The organism is Asticcacaulis tiandongensis (genome assembly GCF_006475605.1).
Classification (GTDB): Bacteria; Pseudomonadota; Alphaproteobacteria; order Caulobacterales; family Caulobacteraceae; genus Asticcacaulis; species Asticcacaulis tiandongensis.
The window spans coordinates 1,069,708-1,091,723 of sequence record NZ_SSBC01000010.1 but is presented as its reverse complement, the minus strand read 5'-3'; the positions used below and the strand labels follow the sequence as shown (position 1 = coordinate 1,091,723).

General features: G+C 56.2%; 23 protein-coding genes and 1 tRNA gene. 5 read left to right on the top strand and 19 right to left on the bottom strand.

All coding sequences use genetic code 11. The annotated features are described in order from the left end of the window. The 3 genes from E5201_RS09365 (at nt 1) to E5201_RS09355 (ending at nt 2,539) form a co-directional block, all read left to right on the top strand. The gene (locus E5201_RS09365) at nt 1-243 is read left to right on the top strand and encodes a DNA gyrase inhibitor YacG (protein WP_140985763.1); all 243 of its coding nucleotides are present in this window, start codon (nt 1-3) and stop codon (nt 241-243) included. 117 nt (nt 244-360) lie between these two features. Beyond that, a tRNA-Phe gene (locus tag E5201_RS09360) sits at nt 361-436 on the top strand. 213 nt (nt 437-649) lie between these two features. Further along, nucleotides 650-2,539, top strand: a complete 1,890-nt coding sequence (locus E5201_RS09355) for an ATP-dependent nuclease (RefSeq protein WP_140985762.1) — start codon at nt 650-652, stop codon at nt 2,537-2,539. Between the two features lie 368 nt (nt 2,540-2,907). Here the strand turns inward: E5201_RS09355 and E5201_RS09350 are convergent, their stop codons facing one another. Beyond that, nucleotides 2,908-3,135, bottom strand: coding sequence for a hypothetical protein (locus E5201_RS09350; protein WP_140985761.1), 228 nt, complete (start codon nt 3,133-3,135; stop codon nt 2,908-2,910). A gap of 222 nt (nt 3,136-3,357) precedes the next feature. Between E5201_RS09350 and E5201_RS09345 the strand changes: the two genes are divergently transcribed. Then, entirely contained in the window at nt 3,358-4,749 is a 1,392-nt protein-coding gene (locus E5201_RS09345) for a hypothetical protein (protein ID WP_219993582.1), read from the top strand. Here the strand turns inward: E5201_RS09345 and hisIE are convergent, their stop codons facing one another. The 13 genes from hisIE to rpmH form a co-directional block, all read right to left on the bottom strand. Continuing rightward, on the bottom strand, nt 4,750-5,397 hold the full coding sequence (hisIE, locus tag E5201_RS09340) for a bifunctional phosphoribosyl-AMP cyclohydrolase/phosphoribosyl-ATP diphosphatase HisIE (RefSeq protein WP_140985759.1): 648 nt from the start codon (nt 5,395-5,397) through the stop codon (nt 4,750-4,752). Between the two features lie 3 nt (nt 5,398-5,400). Next, entirely contained in the window at nt 5,401-6,168 is a 768-nt protein-coding gene (hisF, locus tag E5201_RS09335) for an imidazole glycerol phosphate synthase subunit HisF (RefSeq protein WP_140985758.1), read from the bottom strand. Beyond that, a complete protein-coding gene (gene hisA, locus E5201_RS09330) occupies nt 6,158-6,889 on the bottom strand; it encodes a 1-(5-phosphoribosyl)-5-[(5-phosphoribosylamino)methylideneamino]imidazole-4-carboxamide isomerase (protein WP_140985757.1) in 732 nt (243 codons plus the stop codon). The genes hisF and hisA overlap by 11 nt, the downstream gene beginning before the upstream one ends. Then, the gene (gene hisH / locus E5201_RS09325) at nt 6,886-7,485 is read right to left on the bottom strand and encodes an imidazole glycerol phosphate synthase subunit HisH (protein WP_140985756.1); all 600 of its coding nucleotides are present in this window, start codon (nt 7,483-7,485) and stop codon (nt 6,886-6,888) included. The genes hisA and hisH overlap by 4 nt, the downstream gene beginning before the upstream one ends. Further along, the gene (hisB, locus tag E5201_RS09320) at nt 7,482-8,978 is read right to left on the bottom strand and encodes an imidazoleglycerol-phosphate dehydratase HisB (protein ID WP_140985755.1); all 1,497 of its coding nucleotides are present in this window, start codon (nt 8,976-8,978) and stop codon (nt 7,482-7,484) included. The genes hisH and hisB overlap by 4 nt, the downstream gene beginning before the upstream one ends. Nucleotides 8,979-8,982: 4 nt before the next feature. Next, on the bottom strand, nt 8,983-10,281 hold the full coding sequence (gene hisD / locus E5201_RS09315; RefSeq protein ID WP_140985754.1) for a histidinol dehydrogenase: 1,299 nt from the start codon (nt 10,279-10,281) through the stop codon (nt 8,983-8,985). Nucleotides 10,282-10,307: 26 nt separating this feature from the next. Then, nucleotides 10,308-11,189, bottom strand: a complete 882-nt coding sequence (gene hisG / locus E5201_RS09310) for an ATP phosphoribosyltransferase (RefSeq protein WP_140985753.1) — start codon at nt 11,187-11,189, stop codon at nt 10,308-10,310. A gap of 14 nt (nt 11,190-11,203) precedes the next feature. Beyond that, complete coding sequence (locus tag E5201_RS09305) at nt 11,204-11,497, bottom strand: YerC/YecD family TrpR-related protein (protein ID WP_140985752.1); 294 nt, start codon at nt 11,495-11,497, stop codon at nt 11,204-11,206. Nucleotides 11,498-11,628: 131 nt separating this feature from the next. Continuing rightward, nucleotides 11,629-12,861: an Hsp70 family protein gene (locus E5201_RS09300; RefSeq protein ID WP_140985751.1), complete on the bottom strand. Its 1,233-nt coding sequence runs from the start codon at nt 12,859-12,861 to the stop codon at nt 11,629-11,631. 154 nt (nt 12,862-13,015) lie between these two features. Continuing rightward, on the bottom strand, nt 13,016-13,588 hold the full coding sequence (yihA, locus tag E5201_RS09295; RefSeq protein WP_425456575.1) for a ribosome biogenesis GTP-binding protein YihA/YsxC: 573 nt from the start codon (nt 13,586-13,588) through the stop codon (nt 13,016-13,018). 78 nt (nt 13,589-13,666) lie between these two features. After that, a complete protein-coding gene (yidC, locus tag E5201_RS09290; RefSeq protein WP_140985749.1) occupies nt 13,667-15,640 on the bottom strand; it encodes a membrane protein insertase YidC in 1,974 nt (657 codons plus the stop codon). A gap of 46 nt (nt 15,641-15,686) precedes the next feature. Continuing rightward, nucleotides 15,687-16,022, bottom strand: coding sequence for a ribonuclease P protein component (rnpA, locus tag E5201_RS09285; RefSeq protein ID WP_140985748.1), 336 nt, complete (start codon nt 16,020-16,022; stop codon nt 15,687-15,689). A gap of 73 nt (nt 16,023-16,095) precedes the next feature. Next, complete coding sequence (rpmH, locus tag E5201_RS09280; RefSeq protein WP_140985747.1) at nt 16,096-16,230, bottom strand: 50S ribosomal protein L34; 135 nt, start codon at nt 16,228-16,230, stop codon at nt 16,096-16,098. A gap of 222 nt (nt 16,231-16,452) precedes the next feature. Here rpmH and E5201_RS09275 point away from each other — a divergent pair, with 222 nt between their 5' ends. Further along, a complete protein-coding gene (locus E5201_RS09275; RefSeq protein ID WP_246050533.1) occupies nt 16,453-18,060 on the top strand; it encodes a sensor histidine kinase in 1,608 nt (535 codons plus the stop codon). A gap of 60 nt (nt 18,061-18,120) precedes the next feature. Here the strand turns inward: E5201_RS09275 and dapD are convergent, their stop codons facing one another. The 5 genes from dapD to argB all read right to left on the bottom strand — a co-directional run bounded on the left by dapD (nt 18,121) and on the right by argB (nt 21,933). Then, on the bottom strand, nt 18,121-18,981 hold the full coding sequence (dapD, locus tag E5201_RS09270; RefSeq protein ID WP_140985745.1) for a 2,3,4,5-tetrahydropyridine-2,6-dicarboxylate N-succinyltransferase: 861 nt from the start codon (nt 18,979-18,981) through the stop codon (nt 18,121-18,123). A 64-nt stretch (nt 18,982-19,045) separates the two neighbouring features. Continuing rightward, nucleotides 19,046-19,873, bottom strand: coding sequence for a DUF2145 domain-containing protein (locus E5201_RS09265; RefSeq protein ID WP_246050531.1), 828 nt, complete (start codon nt 19,871-19,873; stop codon nt 19,046-19,048). After that, nucleotides 19,870-20,235: a hypothetical protein gene (locus tag E5201_RS09260; RefSeq protein WP_140985744.1), complete on the bottom strand. Its 366-nt coding sequence runs from the start codon at nt 20,233-20,235 to the stop codon at nt 19,870-19,872. Before E5201_RS09260 ends, E5201_RS09265 begins: the two co-directional genes overlap by 4 nt. Before the next feature lie 100 nt (nt 20,236-20,335). Continuing rightward, complete coding sequence (locus tag E5201_RS09255; protein ID WP_140985743.1) at nt 20,336-20,986, bottom strand: pyrimidine 5'-nucleotidase; 651 nt, start codon at nt 20,984-20,986, stop codon at nt 20,336-20,338. Between the two features lie 2 nt (nt 20,987-20,988). Next, nucleotides 20,989-21,933: an acetylglutamate kinase gene (argB, locus tag E5201_RS09250; RefSeq protein WP_140985742.1), complete on the bottom strand. Its 945-nt coding sequence runs from the start codon at nt 21,931-21,933 to the stop codon at nt 20,989-20,991. Nucleotides 21,934-22,016 lie beyond the last annotated feature (83 nt).

The window sequence follows — 22,016 nt, the reverse complement described above, 5'->3', positions numbered from 1 at the left end:
ATGCCCACCCAACGTAAATGCGCCCGCTGTCGCACGCCTTATTTTGTCGCTGACGCCACCCTTCCCAATGCCGCAAAGGATTACACGCCGTTTTGCTCGAAACGCTGCGCCGATATTGACCTCGGGCACTGGCTCAAAGGCGACTATGTCATCGACGGATCGGGCGCTTTGGGCACTGAGGCTGGGGATAACCCCGACTCCGAGGATTTATCCTCATCTTTTCACGACGAAGAGCCACAATAGAGCGATTTTTTGGGTTTTTGCCGGTTTGTGCGCTTGCCAAGCGCGAAACCCTCGCTTATAGACCGGCCTCTCCTGTCGGTGAGAGTTTCCCGACACGGCCCGTACAAACGGTTAAGGGCCTGGATAGCTCAGTTGGTAGAGCAGCGGATTGAAAATCCGCGTGTCGCTGGTTCGATTCCGGCTCCAGGCACCACTTTTTCTTTATATTTTAACGTACTACTGCTTGTACTCACTTCAATCTGCGGTGGCGGCAATAAGATGCATGTAGCGAATGGGTAGCTTGGCCTCAGGAAAGCTACCGCGAGATGGCACTACATACCGTCAACGATGCATAGGTATGTCCCTAAAATCACTAGTTGAAATTCTCGACGCATGTTTTAATCCCGAATAAAGGGAGGCGAGTCGAATGAAATACAAGTCGTTCCAGATCAAAAATTTTAAGGGCATCAAGGACACAACTATCAACTTCGATGGGATTGGCGGTGCTGCCGTTTTTGCGTTAGTGGGATTGAATGAGAGCGGAAAGACGACCGTTTTAGAGGCCATACACAGTTTTTCACCTGACAGTGCAACCAGCGAATTGTTAGGCGGAGAGGAAGGCACGGGCGTGCCATTTAATGATCGGGTGCCCCGACACTTGATATCCACTTTTACTGGCGACGTATCAGTTATTGCAACTCTTTCAGCTTCTGAAGAGGATAAAAAGAATATTGCAAAGAGGCTGCGTGAAAAACATGGCCTTGAAGTGAATATTTCCACAATCCCAGATTTAATAGTTTTTGAAAGAAAACAAAGATTTAAGGATGGGGATTTTCAAAAAAACTTTTTTAATCTGACAATCTCCCCTCAAGTAAAGTCGGGAAGTCAGCGCAAGTGGAGAGATAAAACTTCTGAAGAATATGTATTCATCCGTGATGTCGTTTATTCATTTACGCCGGACATAGCTTATTTTCCCACATTTGTTTTTAATTTTCCAGAAAGAATATTTCTGACGGAACGGGGGGGCGCAATAGACAAATTCTATAGGCGTGTTTTCCAAGATATTCTAGACTTTGATGGTCACGGACACACGATTGAAAAAGATATAGTGCGGCGTGTGAGGGGCGAGGGAATGGTAGTTCCTTGGCATTCATTCTTTTCCACTTGGGTGCAGCATGATGATCGAACGAAAATTCAACATGTAATGGATCGTGCAAGCGCAGCCGTGACTAAATTAGTATTCGGTCGATGGAATAAAATATTTGGCGAAAATACACATGGTAAAGAAGTTGTCATTTCATTTGAAACAATAGAGGGCGAAAAAGAAAATTCCGCAGGTATGAAAGAAAAAACAAATGAGCATGATGTATATATAAAATTTCAAATTAGAGATGGGACGCGTCGATTTAATGTAAATGATAGATCCCTTGGATTTCGATGGTTTTTTGCATTTATGCTATTTACGCAATTTCGTGTATCAAGATCTAGTACTAGGCCTTTATTATTCTTATTTGATGAACCAGCCTCTAATCTTCACTCTGCAGCACAGCAAAAATTGATTGAAAGCTTTCCTGAGGTAGCAAAAGGGGAACATACGTTAGCCTATAGCACGCATAGTCATTACATGATTGAGCCTAAGTGGCTTGAGCAGACTTTCATCGTGACTAACCGCGCCGATGCGCCTCTGTCTTCTGTATTGGACGATATATCTCTTGACGATGAATCTTTGGACATACAGGTTGCCTCTTACCGTTCTTTTGTAAATGCAAACCCCACACAAACTAGCTACTTTCAGCCAATCTTGGATCGGTTGCAGGTGGTTCCTTCTCGCTTTGATATTCAGAGAGCAAGCGTAGTTTTAGAGGGAAAGTCTGATTATTATATACTAAGATACGCGGCTCAGAGATTAGGGAAGAACGAGCTTCCGCTTTTACCAGGTTTGGGGGCCGGCACTTTGGGAGCTTTGGTTGCCCTTCATGTGGGTTGGAATTTGAACTTTCTTTTTATGCTCGACAGTGATCATCAAGGTAAAGTGGAAAAAGGACGCTACATTACAGATTATGGGATGCCAGTTCAGAAGATCGTAACGATTGAGGAACTTGTTCCGGGGCTGAAAATGATTGAAGATTTACTAGATAATGAAGCGAAAGATAACATTCAGAAAGAACTAGGACTTTCCTCCCATCCGAATAAAAATCAAATCCGAAGATTTTTTCAGGAGCGGTTGGCCAGTTCACGGGTTAATCAACTAAGCTCAGGCTTTATTGCTAAAGCGAAGTCTTTACTGGAGGCAATTGAACAGAAGCTGGCCAGCTAGGCCTAGCGTCCGTCAAAAGCAAAACATCTCTGATACGGCGTATGGTTCCCGGCAGGGGCTTTTCGCTAAGGCATAGGCTCCGGGCGGAAAGAAAAACGCCCGGCTATGCTGAGGCGGTTTGATTTAGGTCCGACTCCCCCCTATGTAACCGCAGGGCACCATAGTCTCTGCATCCTGCGCCACCCGGCGCTGGATTTTCAGTGAGACTGCGGTCGCTAGTACTTGTGCGTCACGTCCCAGCCGTCACCTTCTGGCCGCTTGTCTGTGATTGTCCGGTCATTATGGCCTCATCGGCGCTGGTGATGATAATCGGAGCATCGAGCGTTGTGAATGGTCGGCATCACATGCCAGCCGCTGCACAAGAGTCCCTAATACGCCAGAAACTTCATGCTCGGCAAAGCCGTCTGGCTCTGGGCATTGACCGCAGCGGGAACGGCCTCAGGGGCAGGGGATTCTGGCAGGGCGACCATCGCGGTGGCTTCGGGCTTTTTCTCGGCGTGTTTATCATCCGGCTTTTCCGCCGCGCCGAAATGCAGAAACGCTGCCGACAGGACTGCCGCCAGAAAAGAAACCACAATGTCGAGCAGCGAAGACATGAAAAAGACGGTTCCTCCCAGAGCGCCTGCGGTAAACTATGCCTGAATCGAAGTGTGAAGGCAATGGAATCGTGTTATTTTACGGCTATTAAGGTGCAATATAACCACTTTACTCGCTCGTCCCCTGTCAGGCGGGCGAAAGCCGATGACTGTAAAGCGTACCGGACGGTAATAACGGGGGAGGGGGCCATGCGGTATCCTGTAGCAGGTTTACTTATCACGATGCTGGGCGCAACCGCCTGTGGCACAAGCGTTCAGGCGCAGGGCTATGGCGCGCCGCCGAAGCTGGTGCGACCGGCTCAGTTCGGTGAGGCCCGCGAAATTCTGGGGTCAGCGCATCTGATTGCCCAGCCCGTTGCCAACTGCCACCAAAGCCACAGGCCCATTGCCGGTGGCCCATGCCTGCAAACCACTGAGGTCTGGCTGAAAAAAACCGGACAATCGCGTGTGCGGGTCTTAAGCGCGGCCTATCAGGTGGCGGCAGGGGATCGGGTCGGGGCAGGCAACGGCTATGCGCTTTATGAGGTCGCCCTTGAAGACGGCAAGCTGACGGCTGAAGCCTTACCCTACACGTCGGATGTCTTTGTCCCGCGTGGCTGCTACCGGCTGAATGGCGAAGACATCGTTTATCGCATCGAACAGCGCGATGGCGTGGTAGTGGCGCAGGAAAGTCAGACCGTGATGTGCGGCGGTGGACCGGAGCAACCGCGCGGGCCATATATCCCCGTGGGCCAGACCATACCCGCTGCGCCCTCGTCTATTGGTGTAGTGCCGCCCGCCGGAGACAGTTATCGCCGTACCGAATTTATCCGCGTTCAGGGCACCTGGCGCTTTCTGGCCATGCCTGAGGCCGATTGCGACAAGGGCTACATCGTCCGTAAGGTCTATTGTGCCCGCACCGGTATTCAACGCCTTCAGGCGAATGCAGCCGAAAAAGAACTTGATCTGATCGCCGCCGTTCGTCCCGTTGCCGAAGGTGAGTTGTTAAGCGACAAGGACATTGAGCAACTGGTGCTCAAGCGACAATCCAAAGGCTTCAAGGCCGACAAACGCTGGTTCAAAAAATCCCTGCTGACTATCCCCCGCGACTGTGCGGCCTATGGCAATGACGGAGTCTATGTGCGCCGACATGAGGCGGAACTTTATGCGGTCGAAGAGGTTAATGCCCGCTGTGGCGCGCCTCTGGCCCCTGTGCCGGCAGATATTTACGAAGCCTATGCCGAAGTAGCGGTGCCCGTAGCGATGGTTATCCGCGATTGCCCGCCCGCGACGCGTCTATGGGGTGAATACTGCTTCCGTGATGCTATCGATTACATGCAGGCCTATGGTTACAGGGAACAGACCGTTCTGCTGGCCAGCCGCCATGTCTATGACGGCGACTATATGTACACTAATGGCCCCTATGGCTCAGGCTATCAGCGGGTCACGGTGCGCCGCCTTGAGGACGGCAGCTATAAGGCCGACAGCAGCTACAGTTCAAACGAAACCGTCTACCTCAATCGCTGCCAGACCTATTACGGCAATGAGCCTGAGCGCGAAGGTTATGTGGTCTATCGCTACAGGCGGCAGGTCATGGCCGTCGCTTATCAGTGGCAGTCCTGTCCGGTGTACTAACTACCGTCCCGTGTGACGTTCCCGCAGGACAGCCAGAACGGCCTCAAGCGAGGTCTCACGCGCCATCAAAAGCACCGATAGATGATACAACAGGTCAGCCGCCTCGGCATGCAGTTCCTCAAGGTCACCGGCACGACCGGCCAGAGCCGTCTCAAGGCCTTCTTCACCGACCTTTTGCGCGATCTTGGCCACGCCCTTGTGCATCAGACGTGCGGTATAGCTGTCCGCCGGATCGGCCTTGGCCCGTTCAGCGACAACACTGGCCAGTTGCCCGATAAAACCAATGCCCGGCGCGTCTTCGTGGCCAAAGCATGAGGTCGTCTTGGTGTGGCAGGTCGGGCCAACGGGGCGCGCATAGACCAGCAGCGCGTCTTCGTCGCAATCGGTCAGGATACGGTCAAGATTAAGGAAGTCGCCTGAGGTTTCCCCCTTGCGCCAGCGCCCGCCTTTGGAGCGCGAAAAGAAGGTGACCTGCCCCGCACTAAGGGTTTCGGTCAGTGCCGCCTTATCCATATAGCCGAGCATCAGCACCTGAAGCGTATCGGCGTCCTGCACGATGGCGGGGATCAGGCCATCGCCCTTGGTGAAATCCAACGCATCAATATCGGCAAGCGTCAGGGGATTAGGCAGTTTGTGAGCTTCGGGCATGTGTCAGATCCTTACCGGAATACCGGCGGCTTTGAGGTCGCGTTTCAGGTCGGGAATATGGATGATCTTCTTGTGGAAGACGCTGGCGGCCAGTGCGCCTGACACATCTGCCTGTTCAAATACATCCGTGAAATGTTCAGTCGCACCGGCGCCACCTGAGGCCACCAGCGGAATATCGATCAGGTCACGCACCAGACGCAATTGTGTAAGGTCATAGCCTTTGCGCACGCCATCCTGATTCATGCAGTTGAGCACGATCTCACCGGCACCGCGGTCTTTCGCTTCGACGACCCAGTCCAGCGTACGCCGACCGGCAGCGCGAATTTTATCGGGGTCGCCGGAATACTGATGGACGTAGTAATCGTTATCGAGTTCACGACTATCCACACCGACCACCACGCACTGCGAACCGGCCATTTCCGCCAGTTCGTTGATCAGGTCAGGGCGTTCCAGAGCGGGGGAATTGATCGACACCTTGTCGGCACCGGAATCAAGACAGCGCACGGCCTGTTCACCGGAACGGATGCCACCAGCAACGCAGAACGGAATGTCCAGTGCGCGGGCAATATCGCGCACCCAGTTATAGTCGACCGTGCGGCCTTCGGCTGAGGCGGTGATGTCATAGAGCACCAGCTCGTCGGCCCCTTCGTCGCGGTAACGCAGGGCCATATCGACCGCGTCACCCAGCACTTCGTGGCCAACAAACTGTACGCCCTTGACGACCTTGCCGTCCTTGACATCCAGACAGGGGATGATGCGTCTAGCCAACATTTATAGCTGCTTTCAGGTCAATCAGGCCCTCATAGATCGCCTTGCCGACGATTGCGCCGTTGATGCCGATGGCCTTGAGGTCATAGAGGTCTTCGACCGAACGCACGCCGCCCGAGGCCTGAATGTCAAGATCAGGGCGCGCCTTGCGCAGGGCTTTCATTAGCTCCATGTTCGGCCCCTGCAACATGCCGTCGCGCGACACATCGGTGACCAGAATACGCTGCGCCACGCCCACCGGATAATAGTCCAGTACATCCCACAGTGAGATGCCAGAGCCTTCGACCCAGCCATGCAGGGCCGCGTCATAGCCACCGTCTTTGGTCGGCAGCACATCAAGCGCCAGTGTAATGCGATCCTTGCCGAAATCCTTAAGCCAGTTGCGTACCTCTTCAGGGGTTTTCACCGCCGCTGATCCTACCACGACCGCCGAAACACCGGCATCGAGCAGGGTCTGGACATGTTCGCGCGAACGCACACCGCCACCGGTCTGGATCTTGGCACGTGACACCGCCGCAAGACGGCCAATCAGTTCATGCTGCTGCGGTGACCCGGCCTTGGCGCCATCAAGGTCCACAATATGCACCCATTTGGCAAATTCGGCGTTGAACAGATCAAGACGCTTGAACGGGTCAGAGTCATACTTGGTGACGGCATCAAAACGACCCTGTTCAAGACGAACGCATTCACCCTCGATCAGGTCTATGGCGGGATAAAGGATCATGAAGGCACCTTAAGGAAATTCTCTAAAATCTTGGCTCCGGCGACGGAGGAGCGCTCAGGGTGGAACTGACAGCCCCAGACATTGTCCTTGCGCACCATGGCGGCAAAGGGGGCGGCATAGTCTGATGTCGCCAGCGTATGCTCGCTCACCGGACAGACATAGCTATGGACGAAGTAGGCATAGTCACCGTTCGTCAGGCCGCTGGTCAGAGGATCGTCGCGCACGATCTCAAGCTGGTTCCAGCCCATATGCGGCACCACCAGAGGGGCGGGGGCCTCAAGCTTTTTGACACGTCCCGGAATAAGCCCCAGACAGGCGACATCGCCTTCTTCGGACGAGTCAAACAGCATCTGCTGCCCAAGGCATACACCCATCAGCGGCTGTTTCAGGCTGCGGATGGTGTCATAAAGCCCCAACTCATGCACACGGTTCATCACATAGCCTGCCGCGCCCACGCCCGGCAGCACAACCTTATCGGCAGCGGTGATTTCAGCGGCATCGGACGACAGCACGACATCGGCGCCAAGGCGCTCAAACGCGAACAGCACCGAGGCCGTATTGGCGCACCCAAGTTCGATTATGACGATCTTGCTCACGCCAGCATCCCCTTGGTTGAAGGCAGGGCCGTGCCTTCGATGCGCGTGGCCATGCGCAGAGCACGACCCAGCGCCTTGAAGCAGGCCTCGACCTTGTGATGGTCGTTCTCGCCTTCGACCTCGACATGCACCGAAGCGCCCAGCGCATCGGCCAGTGAGCGGAAAGCGTGGCCGGTCATCTCGGTCGGAAACTCGCCGATGTGCGAGGCGGCAAATTCGCCCTTGAAGACACAGAAGGCGCGACCGGAAATATCGACACTGACCTTGGCTTCGGTTTCATCCATCGGCAGGACAAAGCCAAAGCGCGCCATGCCGATGCGGTCACCGAGCGCCTGCTTCAGCGCTGCGCCAAAAGCCAGCATACAGTCTTCGATGGTGTGGTGCGCATCGATATGCAGATCCCCCTCACAGGCCAGTTGCAGAGAGAAACCGCCGTGCGTCGCCACCTGATCCAGCATGTGATCAAAGAAGCCGTTGCCGGTGTGAATGGTGATCGGCTTCGGGCTATCGAGATCGACAATGGCGGAAATACGCGTTTCCTTGGTGTCGCGCAGAACCTCGCCACGCCGTGCGGGCTTGGATTGACTGACCACACCAATCGCCGCCAGCAAGCGGTCATTGTGTGCTACGTCGCCGACGGGCACGATCAGGCCGTCAAAGGCGACCTGCGCCTTAAGCCCCAGACGCTTGATGGCCCCAAGGGTAGCCGCCTTGTCAACGGGTTGCAGCCAGACCCACGGCCCGTCATTGAGGGCAAAATCGCTTAAGGCAGTGCTTTGGGCCAGTTGCTTACGCAGTCGCGTCTGCTCCGAACGGATCAGGCGAATGCGGTCCTCAAGATTAAGCGCCCGCGAAGGGGACAAAGAGGCCTCAGCCGCACGGATCGACGGCGTCGCCAAAGGCGTGGCCTCGGCGAAACGTTGCAAACCGGCTGCCAGCTTATCCGAGGTGATCAGTGCGCCAACCTGAGCGCCCGCCAGTCCATAGAGGAACGACAGGCTTTTTAAGACCACGACATTGGTTTCGGTCGCCGTCAAAGCCGTCAGGCTTTGGGCATCGGCGGCGTCAAAAGCGCTTTCGTCGATCACCAGCAGGGTCGGGTAAATATCCACCGCCAGCGTGCGGGCGGCTTCGATGGTCCAGGCCTTGCCGTCCGGCAGACGCGGGTTGTCAATCAGGTAAGCACCGGCGGTCTTGCCCTTGGGGGCGGTGTCGCTGAATTTGACCGACAAACCATAGGCCTCGGCCATGGTCTCAAGCACCGTCTTGCGGGTGTCATCCGCCCGCACCGAGGTGAAGCCTTCAAAGCCATTGACCTTAAGGCGACGCAGGATCAGCTCGAGACCGCCTGTAATGTCGCGGGTCACCACAAGGCGTGACGGTTCAACGCCGTAAACCTCGGCCATGCGGTTACGCAAAGGCTCCAGCGACGGCGGGGCGCTTTCAAGGCCACTTGAGGCGGCGTTCAGGGCAGAAAAGGGCGAAGGTATCATATTATTAAATCTCCAGCCTGAAATCTGCCGCCCGTGCGTGGGCTTCAAGGCCCTCAAGACGGGCCAGACGGGCGGCGGCAGGGGCAATAGTGGCGGCACCGGCTTTGGTGGCGCGTTGCACCACAAAGCTGGTCAGGTAGGAACGCACGGTAATGCCGTCATAGGCCCGCGCGGCTCCATCGGTCGGCAGGACGTGGCTTGGCCCCGCCGCATAGTCACCAAAGGTTTCAGCGGCATAGGTGCCTGCGAAAATCGTACCGGCGGCGGTCAGGAGCGGTATAAGCGCATCCAGTTCTGCCACCTGTAAGGCAAGGTGTTCCGGCCCATAGAGGTTCGACACCTCGGCGGCGGCCTCAAGGCTGTCAACGACAAACAGACGCGCCTGCTCAAGCGAGGCACGGGCAATGGTTTCGCGCGGCAATTGCGAAACCTGAGCCTCAACCTCAGCGGCGATGGCGTCGGCGATGGCGGCATCAAGCGCCACCAGAACCACCTGCGCATCGGCATCGTGTTCGGCCTGACTGAGCAGGTCCGCCGCCACCAGACGCGCATTAGCCGTCGCATCGGCAATGACCAGAAGTTCTGAAGGGCCCGCAGGCATATCAATGGCAATGCCGGATACGCGCTCAAGTGCATAGCGCTTGGCTTCGGCAACATATTTGTTGCCCGGTCCGAACAGCTTGTCTGCCGCCGGTACGCCCTCAAGCGCCCCAAGCGCCATAGCGGCGATGGCATGTGCACCACCGACGCGCCAGACGGCCTCAAGACCCGCAGCCTGACCCGCAGCGATCATCATCGGGTGCAGCGAACCGTCCTTTGACGGCGGCGTGACGCAGACGCGATTCGGGACACCGGCCACAAGCGCAGGCACTGCCGTCATGATCAGGGTCGAAAACAAAGGCGCGGTACCACCGGGCACATAGAGGCCGGTGGTGGTGATCGGGCGATAGACCCGTTGCAGGCTCAGGCCGTCAGCGGGGGCAATAACCGGCCCATCGGTCGGCAATTCGGCCTGATGAAAGGCGCGGACATGTTCGACCGCAAGTTCCATGGCCTCAAGATCCGTGGCCGTCAATTGCGCACGCGCGGCATCGACGCGAGCATTGTTCAGTTCAATACGTTCTACGCCGTGGCCATCAAGTTTCAACGCCCAGTCATTGACCGCATCAAAGCCACGCGCTTCGACATCATCGAAAATAGTTTTGACGGTGGCCAGCACCCGCTCATCGCGCCGGTTTTCCGGACGGGCGAGGGCGGCTTTTTTCTCCGCCGCGTTCAGGTCTTTCCAGACAAAGGTCTTCATCTTTTTAAACTTTGTAATCTGCGCCCTTAGCGCATCATTTTCTCAATCGGCAGGACGAGGATCGCCGAAGCACCTGCACTTTTAAGCTTATCCAGCGTGTCCCAGAACACATTCTCCTGACAGACGGCGTGGACAGCCACCGCATCATCACGACCGGCCAGCGGCATGATGGTGGGGGCATCGGCACCGGGGATCAGGCGGATGATCTCATCCAGATGTTCGCGTGGGGCATTGAGCATGACGTATTTCGCACCATTCGAAGCGGTCACACCATCAAAGCGATGCACGACCATATCATAGATATGCTCAAGATCGGCGGGCGGCGCATGCGGGGCCTTAATGAGCACCGCTTCGGACGACAGCACCAGATCAGTCGCCTTCATGCCATTGGCCTCAAGCGTCGCACCGGTTGACACCAGATCACAGATAGCGTGGGCAATCTTCATACGGGGCGCGACTTCGACGGCGCCGCGCATTTCGACAATAGTCGCATTAACGCCGTTGTTTTTCAGCCATTTGCCGAGAATGTTCGGGTAAGACGTCGCAATACGCTTGCCCTCAAGGCTTTGCGGACCTTCGTAAACGGCATCATTGGGCACAGCAATTTTCAGTGTGCACTTGCCAAAACCCAGACGCTGAACGATCTGGCTCTCAAGATCGGCATCGGGGAAGTGCTCGGCCAGCACATTGTAACCAACGATCCCCAGTTCCGCGACGCCATCGGCGACAAAGGTCGGGATGTCATCATCACGCACGCGCAGAAGATCGATGGGCTGGTTTTCGATGCGATAAAGAAGTTCGTTCACGCCCTTAAGGACGCGCAAACCCGCACCGGCGATCAGTTCGAGTGAACGGTCAGCCAGACGGCCTGATTTCTGAACAGCAATGCGTAAACGCGGCGTGGTCATACGGGTAACTCTCTTTATGGCTTCGGCTTAAGGCGATCCAGCACGCGCCGGTAACCTTGATGAGGCATGTCACGTAAAAAACGCGCCACGCGGGTAACGGTTGTGGTCGAGGCTCCGGTGCGCTCAGAGATTTCCCGATAGGAGACATCCCCCTGATCGAGAAGCTGTGCCACGCGGAAGCGTTCTGCAAAGGCCCGTATTTCTGAAGGCGTACACAGGTCATCGAGAAAAGCCGCCACCTCTTCCGGCGTTTTCAGCGTCAGAAGAGCAGTTGCCAGTTCGGTTTTGTCCTGTGCGGTGTCAGACATACGAGTTGTTCCACTGTGTTAGTGTGCTAATACAGTGGGGCAATCTGAAATGCAAGCCATTTCTATGCCTCTCCCCTCAGGGGAGAGGGCTGGGGTGAGGGGGGAGGCATTGAGCACGAACGTGAGGGAAGTCAGGCGGCGAATTCGGCCTGCGCCGCCAGACCTAAGCCCTGAACGACCGAGGCAAAACGGTCACCATAATTAAGGCTGGCTGAGGGGAAGGCCGCTTTCAACGCAGTTTCAAACCCGGGCAATGCCGTCGAGCCACCGGTAAGGAACAGGGTATCGACCTCATGCGGCATTAAGCCTGCCTTGCTGAGCGCCTGTTCTGCCGTCAGAATGATTTTACTGACGTCGCGGGTGGTGGCCTCAATGAGACCTGTCCGGTCGATATCCGACGTCCAGCCTTTTTCAATATGGCTGTAATCGAGATGCGCCGTATCTTCGGACGACAGGGTAATCTTGGCGGCTTCGATACGGGCGGCGATGTCGTGGCCATAGCGGCCTTCTAGGACTTTCAGCAAACGCCCCACCAGATTGCGGCGTTGCGCCAGATAATGCAGTTCCTTCGCTCCCAGCAGAGTTTTCTGAGTATAGAGCTGGTTGATCAGATGCCAGGTTGAAAGCTGATGGTAATAAAGCCCCGGCATGTCATTGCCGTTACTCATCAGACTGCGAAAGCCCATATCCGGCATGGCGGTCGCAAGGCTCAGGGCCTTGTCGAAATTGGTGCCGCCAATATGTACCCCGACATTGGCCAGAATGTCTGCTTTGACTGACGTCAGGCGCATGACCGAAAAGTCTGACGTCCCCCCGCCGATATCGACCACCAGTATGGTGGCCGCCCCTTCAAGGCGGCTCTGGAAGTCACGCGCCGCCGCCAGAGGTTCATACTCAAAACGGATATTGCGAAACCCTTGCGCTTCAGCAATGGCCCTTAGTTCATTCTCGGCCTGCTGATCAGCTTCGGGGTTGTCATCGACAAAGTGCACGGGACGGCCCAGCACCACATCTTCGATCTTATGACCGGCAAAGGCCTCCGCCGTCTGCTTCAGATGGGCGATATAAAGTCCGATGATGGTATGAAAGCTTTTGCGGCCTGCTCCGATCTGAGTGGTTTCCTTAAACAGGGTCGTGCCCAGAACCGACTTGAGGGCGCGCATCAGGCGGCCTTCGTAGCCCTCAAGATATTCGGACATGGCCACACGCCCGAACTGCGTCCGGCCTGTCTCCGTATTAAAGAAAATGGCCGAGGGCAGGGTGGTCGCTTCACCCTCGATGGGCACCAGACGCAACTGATCACCCAGTCCTACGCAAACGCCTGAATTGGACGTGCCGAAATCAATACCGCAATAGGGACGCATACAAGCGCATTCCAAAAAGTGTGAAACGGTTTTTGGATCAAAATGCGCGTCGAAGCGAAATACAGCGCGCATTCCAAAAAGTGTGAAACGGTTTTTGGATCAAAATGCGCGTCAAAAAATCACAAACACGCGGTGATCTAAAATGATAGCCGGTTTAGGGCGCGACTTCGCAGGTTTGCATGATCTCGGCCCTGAGTTCAGGAATGCCGAGGCCTTTTTCCGATGAGGTCGCCAGCACCACAGGGTGCGCCGCCGGACGTTTTTTAATCGCGGCTTGCGTCTTGGCAATGACCGCCTCAAGCTCGTGCGGCTTGATCTTGTCAGCCTTGGTCAGAACGATCTGGTAGGAGACAGCAGCGGTATCGAGCGCATCCATAGGCTCGTTATCGACGTCCTTGAGGCCGTGACGGGCATCAATCAGCAGATAGGCGCGCTTAAGGGCCGGACGACCGCGCAGGTAATCACGCCCAAGGTTCTGAAAGCGCTTGACCTCGGTCTTGGACGCCTTGGCCCAGCCATAGCCGGGCAGATCGACCAGACGGAACTTATCATCGACGACGAAGAAATTGACCTCACGCGTCCGACCGGGTTCATTAGAGGCGCGCGCCAGATGGTTGTGACCGGTCAGGGCGTTGATCAGGCTCGACTTGCCGACATTGGAGCGTCCGGCAAAGGCGACCTCAGAAAGGTCATCCGGCGGCAATTGCTCGATCTTGGCGGCGCCCATGACGAAACGCGCAGGGCGTGCGAATAACACACGCCCTGCTTCGAGTTGATCTTCTGTGTAGAGTTCGTCCGTCAAGGTTTACTGACCACGCTTTTTCTTAGTGCCTGAGGCGGGTGTGCCCGCGGGCTTTGGTTTTCTGGGTTTGGCGGGCTGATCTTCAGGCAGGCCGATGATGCCGTCATTGATCACGTCATCAGCGATTTCCATCGTATGCGCCGCCTCTGAGTTAGGCTTGGTGCGCGCCAGCTTGCCGAAGAAGGTGTCGATCGGGTTTTCGACGCCCATCTTGTTCATCAGCATATATTGCTGGGCGATAGTCAGGACGTTGTTCCATGTCCAGTAGATCAGCAGACCCACGGCGAACGGGGCCATGACAAAGGTGAAGATCAGCGGCATGAAGGCAAAGATCTTGCGCTGAACCGGATCCGGCATCGGCGGGTTCATACCCTGCGACAGCCACATGGACAGACCATAGAGCACGGGCAGGACGCCGATATGCAGCGGGCCATCAAGGAAGCCGCCAATGAACGGCACGGTTGCCGGATTGTAAGGGATCAGGCCGAACAGATTAAAGATGGTCGTCGGGTCACGATCCGACAGGTCTCTGATCCAGCCGAAGAAGGGGGCGTGACGCATTTCCAGCGTAACGAACAGCACCTTATAGAGCGCATAGAAGACAGGAATCTGAACCAGAATGGGCAAGCAACCGGACAGCGGGTTGATCTTCTCTTTCTGATAAAGGGCCATCATCTCCTTCTGCATGTCCTGAGGGTTGCCCTCATGACGCTTCTTGAGTTCCTCGACCTTCGGCTGAAGCATCTTCATCTTGGTCATGGATTCGTAGGCCTTATGGGCCAGCGGGAAGAAGATCAGTTTCACGATAACCGTCAGGCCAAGGATCGCCAGACCGAAGTTACCAAACAGGGCAAACAGGTGCTCAAGTACCCAGAACAGCGGACGGGTGAAGAACCAGAAATTGCCCCAGTCAATCGCCCAGTCAAAGGACGGTATATTGTCGGCATCCTGATAGGCGGCCAGACGTTCGGCCCGCTTGGCACCGGCAAAAATCTTGTAGCTGACCTCAACCGGCTGACCTGGCGCAATATTCAGGGCATCGGCGACATAACCGACCTGATAGATATATTCTTTTTCCTTGTCCTTTGCCTCAGGATTGACCGCTGAGGCTTTCAGAGCCGCATGGATTTTGCTTTCCTGATTAGGGATAACCGCCGCCAGCCAGTATTTGTCCGTCAGGCCCATCCAGCCGCCGGTCGAATCGATACGGGTATTGGCCTTGTCGCCCTTTTCCCAGCTGGTGAACTTCAGTTCCTTACGGGTATAGGCCTCGGCGGTTGCATCCTTTGAGAAAGCGCCAATGGCCCCTTCGTGCAGGATCATATTACGGCCAAGGGTGTCCGGCACATCATGACGCACCACATTGGCATAGGGGGCCAGTGTAATGGCATTGCCGGTTTCATTGGTCACCTTGTCGGTGACAGTGATCATATAGTGTTCGTCGATGCTCAGGGTGCGCTCGAACTTAAGGCCCGTACCGGCGTCGTAACCGAGAACCACATTCTTGCCGACACTAAGCGTATCCCCCGAAAGCACCGTCCAGACGCTTGAGCCGCTCGGCAGACCCGCGACATTGGCCCCGATAAAGCCCGATTCCGCATAATAGGCATGTTCGGCACCCTGCGGACGGAACAGTTCGACGTTCGGCGAATCTGCCTTGATCGTCTCGCGATAGTTTTTCAGATACAGATCATCGATCTTGGCGCCGGTCAGCGACAGAGACCCCTTGAGCGACGGCGTATCGATCTTCACACGCCCGGTCTGGGTCAGGGCCTGATCGCGTGGCAGTTGACCTGCGACAAACAGGCTGTCGGCTGTCGGGACAGGCTTGGCCGCTTCCTCGGTCTTGGCGCGCGCTTCAGCTGCGGTCCTTTGTTCTTCGATCTGCGGGCCAGCTATGAAATACTGATAGCCGAACAGGATCGCCAGAGACAGGGCGAGGAACATAAACATGTTGCGGGCGTCATCACGCTTCATCGGCGGCACTTCTCAAGGAGGGTAGGGTGGATGGAGGTTTCAGGGTTCAGTCTTTGGGCGAAAGCCTTATCAGGGCGCGTTTAACATCGTCAAGCAAACCTTGCCAATCGCGCTCAAGCGTCGTGGCACGGGCAATGAACACATAGTCGTGTCCGGCGCGGCCATATTCCGGGGTCAGAAGACGTGCCGCTTCACGCAGACGGCGCTTGGCACGGTTACGCAAGGTTGCCCCGCCGATCTTTTTGGTGGCGGTAAAGCCCAGACGAATCGCATCTGTGCCATCGTCACGCTTACGGGCCTGAATGACCACGCCGCCACGTGCCTGATAAGGGGCCTTATTGGCCATCAGGAACTCAGCGCGTTTTTTCAGTCGCGGAAGCATGCGTACCCCTGAACATGAAAAAAGGCTCTTAAATCGCTTTAAGAGCCTTTTTTAAACGATTTTCTGCCAAAGATCAGGCAGTAAGGCGCTTACGGCCTTTGGCGCGGCGACGCTGAACGACTTTTTGACCGTTCTTGGTAGCCATACGCGAACGGAAACCGTGGCGGCGCTTGCGAACGAGGCGGCTCGGCTGATAGGTGCGTTTCACTGGGACTGCTCCGGTTAAGGGGCGATAGCCTCAGGTTACCCAATAGCTATCTGCATTTCAAAAGAGGCGCGTCGATAAACCGACAAAGTCAGCTTGTCAATGCTTAGTGGCCCCTAATAGCGCCCTTTTGCGTCATTTGGAACAATATACAGGAATTAGATCACGAAAACGTTAGTTTATGTGTTAGCCTGTCAGGCAAATCGCCTTACCATGACCGGAATGATGCCTGATACCTCCGCCCATACCTTAAAGACCAAGGCAAAATCTGACGCCCAAGTGCGTGTTGCGCCTAAGGTAACGGCTCCATCAGGTCACAAGCCTGCCGACATAAGCCTGCGTTACCGTCACTATGGCCGTCAGGTCAGGGCCTTTTATGAAAAACTGAAGCCGTTTTTCAGGCGGCTGGGGCGCGGGATCAATTCCTATTTCCACGGTTTGTCCGGTCATCTGCTGCTCCTGACCGCCCTGTTCGTCGTGGTGATGGTGATCATCATTCTGGTGCCGTCCATGGCCGCACATCAGGAACGCTGGCTGATTGACCGTGTGCGGCAGGCGGAAATTGCCTCTCTGGCGCTGGATGCCTCGCCCGAAAGCACGGTGTCGCGTGATCTGTCCTCGCAGTTGCTCGATAGTGTCGGGGCATCCTATCTCGCCCTGCAAAATAATGGTGTGCGTGACTTTGTTCTGCGTGACCCTGAGGTGACCATTGAGCCGGATACCGTCAATATCACCCGCAACCAGAATGATCTGCGCGATGACCTTGTCTATCTCTGGGGCCCTTGGAAGACGCTTCTGGGCAATTCCGACCGTTTGATCCGTACCGAGGTGCCCCCGAGACTCCGTAAGGGCACAGACCGGATCGAACTGGTGGTGCCGGCTGAACCGCTCAAGGCGGAACTGAAGCGCCATCTGGGGTCTATCCTGCGTCTGTCGGTTCTGATTTCGCTGGCCGCTGGTGTGCTGGTCTTCGTGTCTTTGTTGCTGTTCATCGTCATGCCGATCCGCAACCTGACCAAGGCCATTGCCCGCTTCAAGGAAAACCCCGAAGACATCACCATCACCACGCGCCGTTTCAGACGCAGTGACGAAATCGGCCAGATCGAGGAAGAACTGGCCCAGATGCAGGAGGAGGTGCGTCATTCCCTTCGCTCCCGCGCCCGTCTGGCGGCACTGGGACAGGCGGTATCCAAGATCAACCATGATTTGCGCAACATGCTGACCGCGGCGCAGATGGCCTCAGAGCGTCTGGCCTATTCCGGTGATCCCAATGTCACCAAGGCCCTGCCGCGTCTTGAGCGGGCGCTGGATAGGGCGCTGACACTGGCGGAAAATGTTCTGAACTACGGCAAATCAGACGAGCTTCCGGCAAAGATACAGATTGTCAGGCTGCGTGAACTGGCCGAAGCGGCTGCCGAAGATGCCGGTCTGGGCGCGGGCGAAAAGGTGCGTTTTGCCCTTAAGGCGGTCGATGACTTCACCTTTGAAGCCGACCCCGACCATATTCACCGCCTGCTGGTCAATCTGATGCGCAATGCCCGTCAGGCCATCGAAGCGCAACCCAACCGCAAGACGCTGGGGCGTGTGACCATCAGTGCCGTAAAAACCGCCGAAGACGTTATCATGGCGGTGTCGGATAACGGCCCGGGTATTCCTGAACGTGTACGCAATACCCTGTTTCAGCCGTTCTCAGTAACCGCCTCGCGCGGTGGCTCAGGGCTTGGGCTGGCGATTTCACGCGATCTGGCGCAAACCCACGGCGGTGATGTGCGGCTGGTGGAAACCGGCCCGAACGGCACCTCTTTCGAAGTGCGAATCCCGCAAAAAATATAGCCCTTTCCAATGGAAAGGGCCATTTGCCTCGGGTCAAACGGGTGAAGGGCCTGAGGCCCTTCAGTCGCGCAGCAGTTCGTTGATACCGGTCTTGGAGCGCGTCTGGGCGTCCACACGCTTGACGATGACGGCGCAGTACAGATGCGGCGCGTTCGGGTTCTTGTCGTTCGATGACGGCATGGAGCCAGCGACGACCACCGAATAGGGCGGGACTTCGCCATAGAAGACTTCGCCGGTTGAGCGGTCAACGATACGCGTGGATTGGCCGAGATAAACGCCCATGCCAAGCACCGAACCTTCGCGGACGACCACGCCTTCGACCACTTCTGAGCGGGCACCGATGAAGCAGTTGTCTTCGATGATGGTCGGGTTGGCCTGAAGCGGCTCAAGTACGCCACCAATACCCACGCCGCCCGACAGGTGGACGTTCTTACCGATCTGAGCGCAGGAACCGACGGTCGCCCAGGTATCCACCATGGTGCCCTCGGCAACATAGGCACCGATATTGACAAACGACGGCATCAGCACAACGTTCTTACCGATAAAGGCACCCTGACGGACGATGGCGCCCGGCACTGAGCGGAAACCGGCCTGCCGATAGTCGTCAGCCTTCCACTTGGCGAATTTGTTGGGCACCTTGTCCCAGAACGGCCCGATAGCGGCTTCGTCAAACAGACCCTTACCGGCGGACATGATGTCATTGCCATTCAGGCGGAACGACAAAAGCACGGCCTTTTTCAGCCACTGGTGCGTGACCCATTCGCCATCCACCTTTTCAGCAACGCGGAAACGGCCATTGTCGAGCAGGCCAAGCGCCTTTTCAACGGCATCACGGACAGGGCCGGTGGTGGACGGGTTCAGCGTGTCGCGGATTTCCCACGCGGCTTCGATGTCGTCGTGAAAGGCGGCGAGGTCAGACATGGCGGCTCCTTACGAGAGGTGTAAAATTGTTCCGCCAAGCCAATAGGGCGACATGCGACCTCAATCAAGGCGTAATTGCCGCCTGAGGCCGGTAGTCCAGCACATAGGTCTCGCTCAGAAGCCCGTGTGTGGTCATAAAGGCCGAGAGGCTTTCGGAGGTTGCGGTTTCAATGCCGCCTTTCTGGTCATCCAGGCGGATACGTGAATCAACCGCAGGCCCAAGCGCACGTTGCACCAGATTGGTGCGTATCGGCGTGGGTTCAAAATGCGCCGCCAGATTGGCCTTGATCTGGGCGTAGTCCTTCGTTTCCCATGTCACGGCAGCTATGATATCGAGCATGAACTCGACGCAGTTCTGATAGCGCGGATCATGCGGATTGGAGACCAGTGAATAGTCAGGTACGTGCAACGCCTCATAGTCCTTCGTGCCAATCATGCCCAGCAGCCGCCTTTGCATCTCAGGCGTCGGAATAAGCACTGCGACATCCTCTTCGGCAGAGCCTTTGACAAAGTCATAGGGAAAATCCTGCTTCAGATAGGACAGGTTTTTTGGCAGGGTTTCACCATTACCATGGTAGAGATTATAGACCGCATAGCCTTTCAGGGTGCGCCCATCGGGCGTTTTCAGGTCGCTGTAGACCCAGAAAGCGCCGTGGGTATAGCTGACCCCGTCAGGCAGTTTTTCGTGCGGCTGGCTTGAACGAAAGACAATCGCCACGCGTGCGCCTTTGGTCGCCAGTTCCTGCTCGATCTGCTTGGCGAAGGGTGCGGCAACCGCAGGCATTAGAAAGGTTGTGCCCGCGGCGCTGTCCCCCGACTCCGCACCTCCTGCCTGCGCCCCAAACGGCAGTGCCAGACAGGTGGCCATCAGGCCGATTATAAGCCGTTTCACTGACAGTCTCCGCACGTCTCACGCGCAGGTTCACGTGTTGGCTGGGGCGTTTGCGGTACATTGGGCGCGGGCTGGGCGATGACGGTTTCCTGACTGACCTCAAGCGGGGCATTGGCAGCGTCCCACAAGGCCCCCCCCGTTGCAGAAGCGGCGTCTCCGGATAAATCAAGACCTGCACCAACAATAACAATCGGCACGGCAACCACGCCCAGAGCTACCTGAACACCGGAAAGCGCCAGTTCGGCACTGGCCTCGGCAGAATTGCCCGACGCGTTGGAGGCATTTTCAAAGCTGCCCTGCGCCAGAACAGGCGAGGTCAGAAGCGCACTTAAGGTCAGTGCGGTGAGGGTCGATTTAAGCATGATGGGTTCTCCTATATATTTGAACATCGTTCACATGAACATTGTTCAAATTTGTGCCACTGTCAAGCGGCTTCAGAACAGGCATGTCAAAATATGGAAATCAGATGCGCAGAAAGGCCTTAAGCGACGGACTGCGGTGATGGACAAAAGCGTCCGTATTGGCCTCAGCGTCAGGCCCGACCAGAACCGTGGCCATACCCAGATCATGCGCTGGTTTCAAATTCTTCGGGCTGTCTTCGAAAAACAGAGCCTTTTCAGCGACAACGCCATGCTTATCGATCAGGCGCTGAAAGGTGGCAAGGTTCGGCTTTGGCACAAAACCGGCGTGATCGAGGTGGAACACATCCTCGAACAGATGCCCCATCTCCAGCTTTTCAATCAGGCGCGTGGCATGCCTGCCGTCAGCATTGGTAAAGACGATCTTGCGACCGGGCAGAGCGGTAATCGCAAGGTTCAGGGCTGGATCAGGGGTTACATTATCGATGCTGACGTCGTGGACATAGTCCATGAATTCATGCGGATCGACTTCGTAATTGGCCATAAGCCCCGCCAGTGTCGTGCCGTGCTCCATCAGATATTTTTTCTGAAGCGCATAGGCTTCACCGCGCGGCAAACCGATCCGGCGCATGACATAGGCGGTCATGCGCTCGGATATCATCGGCATGACATCGCAGTCGGCCGGATAGAGGGTGTTATCCAGATCGAACAGCCAGGTATCAATGTGGCCTAGGTTTCGACCGGTCAGGGCCATGGTCAGGCCGGATCGCGGGTGATCAGCGTACCGGCCCCGTGGGCGGTAAACAGTTCGACCAGCATGGCATGCGGACGACGCCCATCAAGAATAACCACAGCCTCGACGCCTGATTCAACGGCGGCAATAGCGGTCTCAAGCTTGGGGATCATGCCGCCAGTCGCCACACCGGTGGTGATTAGGTTCTGCGCCTCAGATACCGTCATCTGACGGATCAGTTCCTTGTCGGCATCAAGCACACCGGCAATGTCGGTCAGGAGCAGCATGCGCTTGGCATTGAGCTTGCCTGCCACGGCACCGGCCACCGTATCGGCATTGATATTATAGGTGCGGCCATCGTCGGCCACACCGATGGGGGCAATCACCGGCACATAGTCGTGTTCGGTATCACCAATAAGGGTGCGGATCAGCTTGTCATCAACGACCTTGGGTTCACCAACATAGCCGAGATCAACCACACGCTCGATTTCAGAATCAGGATCTTTTTTGGTGCGGGTCGCCTTCTGCACCGTCAGAAGACCGGCATCCTTACCTGACAGGCCAACACCGCGCACATCGGCCTCAGCGCCTGCGCGGGTGATCCAGTTAGCGATCTCTTTATTCACCGCACCTGACAGGACCATTTCGGCAATCTCCATGGTTGCGTCATCGGTAACGCGCAGGCCATCAATAAAGGTCGATTTGACACCGGCGCGGCTCAGCATCGAGGAAATCTGCGGCCCGCCACCATGCACGACAACCGGATGAATACCCAAAAGCTTCAGAAGCACGATATCGGAAGCGAACAGCTTGGCTGTCGCTTCTTCGCCCATAGCGTGCCCGCCGTATTTGACCAGAACGATCTCACGGTCATAGATCTGAATATAGGGCAGGGCCTCGGCAAGGGTCTTGGCGGTGGCCCAGCCTTTGGCTTCCTTGGCTTCAATGGATTCGGTCTGTTTGATCATGGCCTGAGAAATTGCAGTTTACTTTTTAAGCTGCGCCTTAGCGGAAATGGGGGGCTGTGTCATGTGTTATGTAAGTAAGTAAT

Excerpts from the sequence above, each read along its gene's own strand:
- E5201_RS09365 (WP_140985763.1), top strand. The coding sequence starts at position 1 with ATGCCCACCCAACGTAAATGCGCCCGCTGTCGCACGCCTTATTTTGTC.
- E5201_RS09355 (WP_140985762.1), top strand. The coding sequence starts at position 650 with ATGAAATACAAGTCGTTCCAGATCAAAAATTTTAAGGGCATCAAGGAC.
- E5201_RS09350 (WP_140985761.1), bottom strand. The coding sequence starts at position 3,135 with ATGTCTTCGCTGCTCGACATTGTGGTTTCTTTTCTGGCGGCAGTCCTG.
- E5201_RS09345 (WP_219993582.1), top strand. The coding sequence starts at position 3,358 with ATGCTGGGCGCAACCGCCTGTGGCACAAGCGTTCAGGCGCAGGGCTAT.
- hisIE (WP_140985759.1), bottom strand. The coding sequence starts at position 5,397 with ATGCCCGAAGCTCACAAACTGCCTAATCCCCTGACGCTTGCCGATATT.
- hisF (WP_140985758.1), bottom strand. The coding sequence starts at position 6,168 with ATGTTGGCTAGACGCATCATCCCCTGTCTGGATGTCAAGGACGGCAAG.
- hisA (WP_140985757.1), bottom strand. The coding sequence starts at position 6,889 with ATGATCCTTTATCCCGCCATAGACCTGATCGAGGGTGAATGCGTTCGT.
- hisB (WP_140985755.1), bottom strand. The coding sequence starts at position 8,978 with ATGATACCTTCGCCCTTTTCTGCCCTGAACGCCGCCTCAAGTGGCCTT.
- hisD (WP_140985754.1), bottom strand. The coding sequence starts at position 10,281 with ATGAAGACCTTTGTCTGGAAAGACCTGAACGCGGCGGAGAAAAAAGCC.
- hisG (WP_140985753.1), bottom strand. The coding sequence starts at position 11,189 with ATGACCACGCCGCGTTTACGCATTGCTGTTCAGAAATCAGGCCGTCTG.
- E5201_RS09305 (WP_140985752.1), bottom strand. The coding sequence starts at position 11,497 with ATGTCTGACACCGCACAGGACAAAACCGAACTGGCAACTGCTCTTCTG.
- E5201_RS09300 (WP_140985751.1), bottom strand. The coding sequence starts at position 12,861 with ATGCGTCCCTATTGCGGTATTGATTTCGGCACGTCCAATTCAGGCGTT.
- yihA (WP_425456575.1), bottom strand. The coding sequence starts at position 13,588 with ATGGGCGCCGCCAAGATCGAGCAATTGCCGCCGGATGACCTTTCTGAG.
- yidC (WP_140985749.1), bottom strand. The coding sequence starts at position 15,640 with ATGAAGCGTGATGACGCCCGCAACATGTTTATGTTCCTCGCCCTGTCT.
- rnpA (WP_140985748.1), bottom strand. The coding sequence starts at position 16,022 with ATGCTTCCGCGACTGAAAAAACGCGCTGAGTTCCTGATGGCCAATAAG.
- E5201_RS09275 (WP_246050533.1), top strand. The coding sequence starts at position 16,453 with ATGCCTGATACCTCCGCCCATACCTTAAAGACCAAGGCAAAATCTGAC.
- dapD (WP_140985745.1), bottom strand. The coding sequence starts at position 18,981 with ATGTCTGACCTCGCCGCCTTTCACGACGACATCGAAGCCGCGTGGGAA.
- E5201_RS09260 (WP_140985744.1), bottom strand. The coding sequence starts at position 20,235 with ATGCTTAAATCGACCCTCACCGCACTGACCTTAAGTGCGCTTCTGACC.
- E5201_RS09255 (WP_140985743.1), bottom strand. The coding sequence starts at position 20,986 with ATGGCCCTGACCGGTCGAAACCTAGGCCACATTGATACCTGGCTGTTC.
- argB (WP_140985742.1), bottom strand. The coding sequence starts at position 21,933 with ATGATCAAACAGACCGAATCCATTGAAGCCAAGGAAGCCAAAGGCTGG.